8 protein-coding genes and 1 pseudogene are annotated in these 10594 nt (G+C 52.2%); 4 read left to right on the top strand and 5 right to left on the bottom strand.

Going from position 1 to position 10594, the window contains the following annotated elements:
- Positions 1 to 470: pseudogene (locus tag ACR0LI_RS20650) on the bottom strand (COG3904 family protein); the annotation flags it as partial.
- Positions 470 to 1750: a hypothetical protein gene (locus tag ACR0LI_RS20645; RefSeq protein ID WP_480719181.1), complete on the bottom strand. Its 1281-nt coding sequence runs from the start codon at positions 1748 to 1750 to the stop codon at positions 470 to 472. The gene ACR0LI_RS20645 and the pseudogene ACR0LI_RS20650, both read right to left, overlap by 1 nt.
- A 515-nt stretch (positions 1751 to 2265) precedes the next feature.
- Between ACR0LI_RS20645 and ACR0LI_RS20640 the strand changes: the two genes are divergently transcribed.
- Positions 2266 to 2763, top strand: coding sequence for a thermonuclease family protein (locus tag ACR0LI_RS20640; protein WP_480719180.1), 498 nt, complete (start codon positions 2266 to 2268; stop codon positions 2761 to 2763).
- A 473-nt stretch (positions 2764 to 3236) separates the two neighbouring features.
- On the opposite strand, the gene ACR0LI_RS20635 is transcribed toward ACR0LI_RS20640, so the two are convergent.
- A complete protein-coding gene (locus ACR0LI_RS20635) occupies positions 3237 to 3572 on the bottom strand; it encodes an HNH endonuclease (protein WP_480719179.1) in 336 nt (111 codons plus the stop codon).
- A gap of 341 nt (positions 3573 to 3913) precedes the next feature.
- Here ACR0LI_RS20635 and ACR0LI_RS20630 point away from each other — a divergent pair, with 341 nt between their 5' ends.
- On the top strand, positions 3914 to 4216 hold the full coding sequence (locus ACR0LI_RS20630) for an SH3 domain-containing protein (protein WP_480719178.1): 303 nt from the start codon (positions 3914 to 3916) through the stop codon (positions 4214 to 4216).
- Positions 4217 to 4554: 338 nt separating this feature from the next.
- The gene (locus ACR0LI_RS20625) at positions 4555 to 5277 is read left to right on the top strand and encodes a hypothetical protein (protein WP_480719177.1); all 723 of its coding nucleotides are present in this window, start codon (positions 4555 to 4557) and stop codon (positions 5275 to 5277) included.
- Between the two features lie 298 nt (positions 5278 to 5575).
- On the opposite strand, the gene ACR0LI_RS20620 is transcribed toward ACR0LI_RS20625, so the two are convergent.
- Positions 5576 to 6367 (bottom strand): class I SAM-dependent methyltransferase, encoded by a 792-nt coding sequence (locus tag ACR0LI_RS20620; RefSeq protein WP_480719176.1) that lies wholly within the window; start codon positions 6365 to 6367, stop codon positions 5576 to 5578.
- Positions 6368 to 6697: 330 nt separating this feature from the next.
- Here ACR0LI_RS20620 and ACR0LI_RS20615 point away from each other — a divergent pair, with 330 nt between their 5' ends.
- Positions 6698 to 8290, top strand: a complete 1593-nt coding sequence (locus ACR0LI_RS20615; RefSeq protein WP_480719175.1) for a GMC family oxidoreductase — start codon at positions 6698 to 6700, stop codon at positions 8288 to 8290.
- Between the two features lie 255 nt (positions 8291 to 8545).
- Here ACR0LI_RS20615 and ACR0LI_RS20610 read toward each other — a convergent pair whose 3' ends face one another.
- Positions 8546 to 9898 carry a tetratricopeptide repeat protein gene (locus tag ACR0LI_RS20610; protein ID WP_480719174.1) on the bottom strand — a complete coding sequence of 451 codons (1353 nt, stop codon included), beginning with the start codon at positions 9896 to 9898 and terminating at the stop codon, positions 8546 to 8548.
- Positions 9899 to 10594 lie beyond the last annotated feature (696 nt).

Below are 10594 nucleotides of genomic sequence, written 5' to 3'. Positions count from 1 at the left end.
GCTGTAGAAAGCTCAGCACCTCTCACCTGCTTACCAATGGACAGTGCCTCGGAAACCACTCCTCCCGGGCTGTGGAGAGCCACAAGGTCGGGCTTCTCCTGCATGTCGGACAGGTACGAAGCGAAGCGGGCCGAGTCGTCCACCTCTATCTGGCCGCTAAGAAGAAGTATCCTCCCCAGTCCTTCGACTTCCTGAACTGAGAAGTCCAATCGGTTTGGAAAAGCCTCTGGCACGGGTAGGTCCAGAGGTCCATCCTGCGGCAAAAGCGACGGATCGCTACGATCAGTGCGATACTCTCGACGTTGATCGCCGGGGGATATCGGACCAGTCGGGAGTTCAACACGCTCCTTGAACGGGCTGGGCATTACGCCAAAAATGTCCGACGCTATAAGAACGCCTGCAATAGCGAGCTGTAGGATGAGAACGTAGCGCAGCCCTGAACGAGGATCGAGACGACTCAAGAGGCTCATCACGTTTCATCTTTTTGTGGAGTGGCGCGGTTGAGGATAGCTGCGTCTGCCACGCCCATAGTCGCCTCAACGTCCTTCATGGCATTCATTGCGGCTCTAAGGTCAGAAAGCGTCAGAGTATCCTCAATGCTCATTCCGTCCTTACCACTGCGGATTGCGGCTTGTGTGATAGCCAGCACAAACACCAACACGGCGGGCAACAAGTCGATGGCTATAGCTCCAGCCCAAGAAGGTACGAAGTTGTGGGCGTACTTGATCACCGCATCGGCGCTGGAAATCGGGTTATATGCCGTCTCGATGGGCGGCTCCATGTCCAACACCTCGTCAGCAGCGTTCTTGAGTGTCTTGCTGCGTTGGTCCAACGCGTTCAAAACGGAATTGATTGTTGACGATTGCGCGTCTCGTACGTCGGAACTGCGCCCATCAAGCTCTGGTAGTACGACCGAGGATGGCAGGTCCTCAGCAGCGCGAGCAACAAGTGGTGCCACGCTGTACTGGTTGAGGCGCGAGATAACACCCGCCAGCTTCACGCTTTCCTCGGAGAACTGAACCGAACGGCGATCCACTGGACCGGGGGCTACAGTAAGCTCGCGCATCTTTGCGAGGATTTCGTTGCCTTGTTGGAAGGCTTCCTCGATAGGTTCTTGCTGCGCCGCGATCTGCTCTTCAAGGTTTCGCAGCTCCTCAGCTTTTTGTGTCAGCACACGAAACACGGCACCCCGACCGGCGGTTCCTGAGAGGTCTCCGGACTGCTCGAGTTCAGCCAGTTCTTCAAAACTCTGGCGGGCGCGTTCCACCTCGCGACCCAACGCTTGGCCACTGAGGGCTATGTCGTGGGCTTGCTCGAGAGCCGCTTGGTAGTCACGAACAGTGTTCTCCAAGTGTTGTTCGACTGCCGCCGAGCCTGCGAGTGCGGCTGCGTTCAGCCAGCTAGACATGGCGATAATGGCGACAGAGCCAACAATCGTGGAGATCGTCAAACCAATGAAGCCACTAGCCGTACGCATCGAAGGCAACAGGCGGAGCATATAGCTCCAAAAGACGAAGATACCGACAGAGACAGCGATTGAGTACGCGACCGCGGCGAAGAATGAGACCGCGCCGTTGTCTTCAAGCAGTGAAGACACCCCAAGATAGGTGTAAATGCCAGACGCAATAGCTAGGACTCCCAAGGCTGCTGGAGTAAAAGTATCTAACCAGGCAAGATGACCTTCGAGTTCTTTTGCTGTCCGAAGTCCCTTTGCTTCCTCAGCCGTCAAGCGATCCCTGTTCTCCGTCATACTGCATCTTGCTCCACACTCATCACGCGATAGTTCGCTACTTAATCATTCATTGAGATTTTTCACCTTGGGTTGCACATCACTACGTCACGAAACGAATGCTTGCGCGAAACTGCCATTCTTCTGTGAGTTTCCGTCAACTTGCACCTCCAGTCCTAGTAGACGTGAATAATAGGAACCAACTGAGATTCAGGTTGCTACTCTGGGAATATCAATAGGTAGAGATCGGTTGCCTCGCTGTCCGATGCGTGAAAACGCCCAGCGGGGCAAATCCGTCACATCTCTTTGATCGAATATGAGGTATCCCTAGCAAGTCAACCCGAACGTGTGCTTGGGTCTATCCTGATTCAGTACGACATTTTTGATTGACCTAACTTTTGGAGGCTTGTCTCGTGGAAATCTTGATAGTTTTGGGTTTGGTTTTGGCTGGCGCGGTTTATTTTGCAGTTCGCTGTAACAGGCCAGGCGATACGACTACTCCGTCGAGTCAGTCAGGTTTGCATGAGAAACCTAGATTGACCACGAACCAACGGCAGCGCACATCGCAGCCACAGCGTTTTGACCCGGATCATACGGTCCCGAAACCCGACGTCACAATTTTGGCGGGTTCAGCGTACGTTGTAGATGGCGATACACTGGTCATTAAGAAAACACAGGTTCGTCTGTTTGGCGTCGATGCTCCTGAGATGAACCATCCCTATGGAAAGAAGGCGAAATGGGCGCTCGTTTCGCTTTGCAAGGGTCAAAAAATTAGGGCCGAAGTGACCGAGCAAGACACCCACGGTCGGACTGTTGCAAAGTGCTACCTTGAGGATGGTCGTGATCTATCCGCTGAAATGGTCAAACTTGGTCTAGCGATAGACTGGCCAAAATTCTCCGGAGGACAGTACCGGTCTATGGAAATGCCCGACGCACGAAAGAAGTTGTGGCTGGCAAACGCGCGGCAAAACGGACATATGGGGCTGTGGAAGCAATATGACGCGAAGCAGGCCGCTCGGAAAGTGAACAACTGATGATTTCAGAAACCACTGCCAATCCGGATTATCGTAAATAATTTTGAGCCGATAAAGCTGTGCCGCGGCCCGGTGCAGAACATCATCAGGTTTTGCATTCGGGCAGATACGCTACCAGAACGAACGAAAGGAAGTCAGTGGCGTCAATGGAAAACCAGTTGGCGCTCTGTGATCCCGTGAAACATCAATCAACTGACCTAGTTTAGAAATAACTGGCCAGAGGTTGAGAAATGTTCAACGACGATGTCCTTGCAAAGTGCCCAGAATGCGGCTCTACCGATAGTACAATTTCGAATGACGATATCACTTGCACTGCGTGTGGATTTAGCGAATTGCTTGTGCTTGATGATCAGGCACGCGAAGGAATGCAAAACGACATAGCAAACGCAATGAATATGGCAAAAGCGCGAGACGTTTTGCAGCGATGGAGTTTCGCGGGGTAGTCGGATAAAGCCACTAGCCGGTGCGGTATTTTATGAACTTAACCGCATCCAGCCACCCAGTTCCATTCGACCCAGCACTTTTAACTTGTATGCTTCCGGCGATAGTGGCTGCTTTGACCGGTGCCGGTTATGATTGCAAAACTTGCAGGCAGCAACAATGTTTGCTGGAGTGTCTGGTCCACCATCCGAAGCAGAAAGTAAGTGTTCCGCTGTGCATTGAAACCAACGCGCCTTGCGCTGTGAAACAGAATGGGCGGTTTGGAATTTTAGCGGTGATCCTGACCACATCGGCTGATTGCAATAGAAGCATCGACCACCCTGAGCGGCATACTTTTCATCACGAATTTTTCTTAAATCAGTTGTCATTTCACAGTCCTGGTTTCGAATTTAATCGAGAACCGGCTGTGAAAGCTTCTTGCTCTTCACCGGCGTAGCCTAAGGGATCAACGCCTAGTTCCTCGCCACGGAACACGCCTTTCTGGCTTGAGCTCCGCTCCGCCAATATCAAGAACATATTCGCAGCTGTCAATCGATGGGAAAGCGCTCAGGTCGAGCGAAATGAATTCCGAGCCCAAACCTGACCAAAGGCATACTTAAGAATCCTAGTTTAATGGTCGGTTTAAACGTGCGCATTCTTCGGTCAGGGAGTTACGCTTGATGATAAGAGGCGCTAAGATTGCAGTTGAGGAAACAGGCAGGTTAACATTATGCGAAGTACAATCTTCTTGCCCTTAGTGGCATTTTTCATATACGCCATTGTCTTAACTCAATCCGCAACGGCAGCTTCTCTTGGACAGTACGAGGTTTTTGGCGTTGAAGACGGAGACATGCTTAAATTGCGTGCAGGACCGGGAATAGGGTTCAATGTGATAGTGGGCCTTCCAAATGGAACTGCTTTAAGAGTTCACAGTTGCGAGCAGACCGGCGACACCCGTTGGTGCCGCGTGTCATTGCAACGTGCGCGTGGTCTAAAGGGATTCGTCTCTTGGGCATATTTGCGAAAGCTATAAGTATAGCTTTGTTGCGGTGCCTCCGTGGCTGCCCAGGCTTTATCTGAACAACCAAAATTGAGATGGTTAAGGTGATGTCCTAGCTTCGGCCAATATTCGCACGCGTAATAGCTCTTCAACCGAATGGCAGCGAATGACTGCAACGAGCCCAGGGCTAACGATATTGCAATCTGCACGAATGGCCGATTTGCTACAACGGCAAAAATGCCAGCCAATGAATCCGAACTACCTTTGTCTAGGCTCCAGAGCTAAGTTGAGACTGCGTTGGCAGGGCGCCATAATAGTTGAGGGCGCGAATTTAACATCCGGCTGGCTTGCGGAGAAAAAAGCGAAATACGATGCAAAAGCTCACTCATCAACTTGCCGGGGAACTTGGGGAAACTCTGGCGCTTGCCAAGTTCATTTCCGTCGGTTTGCACGCCTATGTCAGTCCGCCGGGGGCGCCGGGGCACGACCTAATAGTGGTGACGCCAGAAGGGCCTAAGTCAGTTGAAGTAAAGACAAGGCAGTACATCGACAGAACATCAGAAATAAGCCGCTGGCCTGTCGACATGAATACAAAAGGCGATGCTGATTACTTCCTGTTCATTGAAGTGAGTCTTAGAAGTCTGAGCGCAAATTTCTACTTGCTTGATAACGTCCAAGCCAAGGCTGTCCATGTGGAATATGGCAGTGGAGGGAACTGCGTGCCGAGCAAGGTCAGGGAAATCGTTACGGTCAATAGTTTCAGTGCACTAACGGGTGAACCTGAGGAGCCTTTGATTATGCCGGAGACTCGCCCCGATCCTTCACGGCCCAAAAGCAAACAAGCGACCTCAGGCTTGCGGCAGACGGTTACGCAGGAGGCCGAATTCGGCCGTGATCGAATTGTCCAATATGCATGTAAGAGCATAGATTTTTTTAAGGATGGCGCTTTGCAAGGCAATGCAATTGAGAATCTGCGCCATGTCGCCAAGAAGATTGGAGTGTCTGAATATAATGATGCCGGAGGAGTGCGAAACACGCGCCAATTAGGCCATGCCGTAATCGAAGCAATCAAGAATCGTACTGAGAGGCGCTAAAGCTATCAGTGGGTCAACATCCGAGTTGGTTCCGCCGACGTTGACAGACATTCAGGAACTTTCCGTGAAAGGCAGTTTTGTCCGCACAGCAGGCATTCAGGTGAAATCCGCGAATGGCCGCATTGAGCCCAAAGCAGACCTTCAATTCCAAGCAAGGTGACTTCCGAGATGCCGACAAAGCGTACTTTCGCCAAAGCTGCGCCAACGTCTGCTTTCAGCGCCAGACGCAGCAAGTTTGCGATTGGATATCAACCTAACTGGGTTGTGGCTTCACACAGGAATGAGCGACGCGGGGATGCTATTTTCGTCCTGTTACGACATTCACCGCGTCAGGATAGACAAGTCTATCTCCTACAACATATGCGTCGAGCTTTTCCGCGACCTCCTGGATCAAGGCATTTTGCGCCTCTTCTCCGAGTGCGAGAAACGCGCCTGCAATTGGCATAGACGCCAGATGCAAGGGCACAAATTCGGGCGCAAGCGGAACATCGATCATCAGTTCTTGCCGGTGAACGGCCACATCCGAAAACCCTTGATCCGCGACCTGCTGTTTTAATTTTTCCGCTGTTGGCGTCTGCCGTTGAGCCCTTTGCTTTTCTGCAATCTCGGGGGAGATGTGGTGGGCAACAGCAGAGCATAGGGCTTCAGTGTAAGCGCTATGCCCATCCCAGATTGAGAAGGCCAGGCGCCCACCTGGAACCAGAAGCCGCAAGAACTCACTTAGAGCTTTGGGCTTTTCCGGAAAGTAATGGTAGCCATGCTGCGAAAGAATGACATCGTAAGACCCTGAAGGCAGTCCGCTCCCGCATACATCGCTCTCAATCCATCGAATATCGAGATCAACAGCTAATTCTTGTGCCTTGGTGAGCATTGGCGCGTTGATGTCCAAACCATCGACCTGGCCGCTAGTTCCAACCTTTGACTTCGCCAGTCGGGTCGTCACACCTGTTCCGCAAGCAACATCTAAGACACGTTCCGAAGAACCTAGTGAAGCCTGCTCAACAAGCGCTTCAGCCCACCGGCCAAACCAAAGGGGCACCATGACTTCTTCGTAAATTTTGGGTCCGTTACCTGCCAATTGAAATGTCATGAAAAAACCTTTGTCGCTTTTTTTGTCGACGACAGCGTATGCGCGTCCCGTTTCTCAGGTCAAACCGCCTTTAATTGTGTTGTGTTCAGGCTTGTCGCTTAATCCGGACATTCATGCGCCGTGTAGCATCCGTCAAAATGGGCTCGATGGGGTCATTCGTTTTACTCGGCGTGAACGACCGGAATGCGGACAAAGCCGCTATTCAGCCTCAGCGACTGATCCGTCAGGATAGAGCCCAAAGCGGACATACCCAACCTCCGCAAAATGTGTTGCTTGATAAAGGGCAGACTGTCCGCCACTCTTTCCGGATTGGTAGTTTGGGGTTTTGTTATGACGGATAGTTTTGACGTTATTATCGTTGGCGCCGGAAGCGCAGGATGCGTGCTCGCCGCTCGTTTGACCGAAGATGTAAAGCGTTCCGTTTTGCTATTAGAGGCCGGTGGATCGAACGACGACCCCCGAGTTTCCACACCCGCAAAATTTGGCGCGCTCACTAATACACGCTTCGATTGGGCCTTTCGAACCGCCCCGCAGGGTGAACTTTCAGGGCGCCAGATCGCCTATCCGCGCGGTCGATGTATCGGCGGCACTGGTTCGATCAATTACATGATTTACTTGCGCGGGCATCCGAAAGACTACAACACGTGGTCCCAAATGGGTGCTAAGGGCTGGGGATGGGACGATGTGCTGCCCTATTTCAAGAAGGCTGAGAATTGGGAAGTCGATGGAGATCCTTCGATCCATGGAGACAGTGGTCCGCTAACTGTGACTAAGCCAGGCGAGCGGTCGCCCTTGACCGAGACATTTATCCAAGCCTGCCAGCAGGCCGGGATTCCGTTTAATGGCGATCTGAATGGCACGGAATTGGACGGCTGCGGTTATTTCCCCGCGACTTTGCAGGATAACCGGCGGGGCGGCACCGCGCAGACATACCTCTCCGCAGCGATGGGGCGTCCCAACTTAACCGTTGTGACTGGCGCGACTGTCATGTCGTTGCAACTTGAGGGCAGTTCTGTGACCGGTGTGAGTTATGTCGCCAAGGGCGAACTCAACAATGCAACAGCACAGGAAACCGTCTTGGCGGCGGGTGCCATAGGTTCACCACAGATCCTGCAACTCTCAGGAATTGGCCCAGCAGACCTGTTGAACAATGTCGGCGTCCCGGTGAAGCATGACCTGCCCGGTGTGGGCGAAAATCTGCAGGATCATTTTCATTACCGCGCCCGTTGGGAAATCGATCAACCCTTGACCTTCTTTGGCCGAAGCTCTGAGCAAACTGCGGAAGTTGAGCGCCTCTACTCAGAGGAGTCGCGCGGGCCCCTGACAACGAACCACTTTGAGTCTGGTGCATTTCTGAGATCCGGACCTCATGTCGATATTCCCGATATAGAACTGCTTATGATCCCATATTTCATAAGCTTGGGAGCCCCGGAGTATCGCCCACCGGATCGCCACGGTTTCACAATCTCTGGTTTTCCGACCCGTCCTTGGAGCCGAGGGCGTGTGACGATTGCATCAAGCGACCCATTGGATCGGCCCATTATCGATCCTGGATATCTTAGCGATCCGGCGGACGTCGATCTGATGCGCGCGATCATCAAAGAAGCGCGGAAGATTGTGTCACAGGAAGCCTTTGCGAAGCTCAATCCAGTTGAGATATCTCCGGGGGCGGACGCCCAGAGCGACGAAGAACTTCTTGCGGACATCCGCGAGATTTCGTCGACGTCTTTTCATCCCGTTGGCAGTTGCAGGATGGGGCAAAGCGATGATTGCGTCGTTGCTCCCGACTTGAAGGTGCACGGGCTTGAAGGGTTGAGTGTTGCCGATGCGTCTGTGATGCCGCAAATGAACACCGGACATCCCAACGCGCCGGTGATTATGATTGCTGAAAAAGCTGCCGAAATGATCGCCGCGCGGGTCTGAGTGAAAAACTGCTAGGCGTCAGATAAGAGGCATTTTTGCGAAAGGTTCACCAGTAGCTTTGTCCCGCTTATGGGGATTTGCAAAGTTTAGTTGGGAGTGTCCGGTTAGGGCTGCGACCCGCCAACCATGCAAACCGCAAAGAACGGCAATATTGAGCCCATACTACGCATTTGTGATCTTCGCAGCATTCGTCGCGAGAGCCGGGGAAGCAGTCATTTGCTGCGTTTGCAAATTGAGATGGCAGTTTCAGGAGACCTAGAGCCACTCCGAATATTCAATGGCATCGTCGTAAAAGGATGGTTGCGCAAGGACGCTCGTATCTACGGTGCGATGACGCAATTGACCGAGTGGCGGCTCGAGATATGTATGTGTATCTGCATTAGACCACCAGACTTGGTCTATATAGCCATCCAAAGGAGCAGGTTTCCATTTCTGAACGTGTGTTTCTATGTCCTCTCCCCTCGCCCTTCCCATGGCCGCCATGAGCCGCCCATGAAGATTTGAGAATTTAGACCACTGTTCGCTTGTCTCGTCAAAAAGGTAAGATGGAATGGACGCATCGTTGTCACCAGGCCTTATCAGCTCAGGATTTTCCCGGTGTGCCAATTGCCACCAAAAACAACCTTCATCACGCAGAAATAAACCGAGTTTCCCACTCATCATTGCAGCACCAAGAAGTTGTTGCGGGGCTCGAGAACCATAGCCTGCTGCTTTCCTAACCAAGTCAAGATCTTCGCCCAGAAAGGAAAAGCCGTTTTTGAGGAAATCTTGTGAGCGCAGCGAGGCATATTGAGTGCAAGCATTGGCGTCATTGGAGAGCGCCGCCAACCGTAGCCAATAAAGCAGGTGACCTCTGTCTTTCGGCCCCGACTTTTGGATAAAGTCGCGATCCTTCATCCAGATTTTGCCGGAGCCACTGAATCCTTCCCAAGCGTAGCTGCGCATCGCAATAGGGTCGCCAGCAAATGCTCTAGACCTGAGGTGTTTGAAGCCCATCTCGAAATCACTCCTAGTGTCAGATCTAAAAGCGGCCCGATAGAGCTTTTTCTCAAGATACCTTCCACAATTAGCGTCCCCGCGTTCAGCATAGGACCTCAGACTGTCAAAGTAGTCCGGAAAGGCAATTCGATACGGGAAAGCGAACTGCTCCGGGTCATCGCCTGGCATGGGGACGTGTGCACCACGCGCTTGCCCGACTTTTCTTTCGTGCTTGTCCCGAAGTTCATCATGGAGAAGAGCAAGGTTGAAGCAGGAGTCAGCCCGTGTTCTTGCCGCTTTTTCGAAGGCAAAGAGGGCATCCTGATATTTGCCTTGTTTCAGACATATGATTCCGAGATTATGGGAAGCACGGGGAAAGCCCGCTTCATCGCAATATCTATAGAGCGCAGTGGCCCGTCGGATGTCCAGACAACCGAAAAGCCCATAGTAAAGGCAGTCGGCCATCATGCAGAGTTCCTGTAGGAACAGCATCCTCTCAGGGTTTTCCTGTCCACGAAAGAGGAAGAGCCTCTCCCTTACATAATCTTCCTTAATACTTGGATGAAGGGCACGCAAATAGTGCGTCTTTGCGGCAATGGCGGTGTCGTAGGGGTATTCGAGTTGGACCATTCCATAGTCTGACCGGTAGTAATGTGCCCCTGAAATCAATGGTTAGCTCCAAAAAAAACCTAAGTGCTCCAGCTTGTTCAGCCAAGTTCGTTAGCCGCAAGATTTCACTTGGTCAACCTGCCCCATGATAGAGAAGATAGCCAGTGAAGGTGCGCGCTTTATGTGCCAGACTTTCAAAGTTTGATTATCAGCGATTAACTGGGCAGAAACTGAGGGAAGCAAGGTTCACAGAGCCGCTCAACATCACACCTTAATCTGCTCAGTTAAAACGAAAGTCTGCATGATGGGCTGTATTGTGGGTGACGGCTGAAGGTCTGCTTTCGAGTCGAAGCAGGCTGGTTACGAATTCCAACTAATTGACCGGTTTGTCCCGCAACTTACCTGTTGCGCCGTGATCTTGCGAACGGCTTCGGTTGCGCAATCCGGCCTTTCGTCCATGACGCGGCGAACCGACCTGATGAGCCCACTTTGACCGATGCTGCTCGATGCCCCAATGACAGCAATGCGCAGCAAGCGGACTTTGCAAAGTCTTTGGTACGGGTAGCAACAGAAGCCTATTTTCGCAGTATTCCGGGCCTACCCACAATGCCTCGACGAGAGACGAGGCGTTCCTCACCGCCTGCAAGGATGTAAGGACATGACGACACGCACATCGAGCCAGCTAGAACGGCTGTAGAAAGCTCAGCACCTCTCACC

The sequence above is a fragment of the Ruegeria sp. CL7 genome (genome assembly GCF_056536445.1).
This window is presented reverse-complemented; position numbering and strand designations above follow the sequence as displayed.

What these genes read in the sequence shown, in the direction of transcription:
- ACR0LI_RS20610 (WP_480719174.1), bottom strand. Translation starts at nt 9,898, where the DNA reads ATGGTCCAACTCGAATACCCCTACGACACCGCCATTGCCGCAAAGACG.
- ACR0LI_RS20635 (WP_480719179.1), bottom strand. Translation starts at nt 3,572, where the DNA reads ATGACAACTGATTTAAGAAAAATTCGTGATGAAAAGTATGCCGCTCAG.
- ACR0LI_RS20645 (WP_480719181.1), bottom strand. Translation starts at nt 1,750, where the DNA reads ATGACGGAGAACAGGGATCGCTTGACGGCTGAGGAAGCAAAGGGACTT.
- ACR0LI_RS20620 (WP_480719176.1), bottom strand. Translation starts at nt 6,367, where the DNA reads ATGACATTTCAATTGGCAGGTAACGGACCCAAAATTTACGAAGAAGTC.
- ACR0LI_RS20625 (WP_480719177.1), top strand. Translation starts at nt 4,555, where the DNA reads ATGCAAAAGCTCACTCATCAACTTGCCGGGGAACTTGGGGAAACTCTG.
- ACR0LI_RS20615 (WP_480719175.1), top strand. Translation starts at nt 6,698, where the DNA reads ATGACGGATAGTTTTGACGTTATTATCGTTGGCGCCGGAAGCGCAGGA.
- ACR0LI_RS20630 (WP_480719178.1), top strand. Translation starts at nt 3,914, where the DNA reads ATGCGAAGTACAATCTTCTTGCCCTTAGTGGCATTTTTCATATACGCC.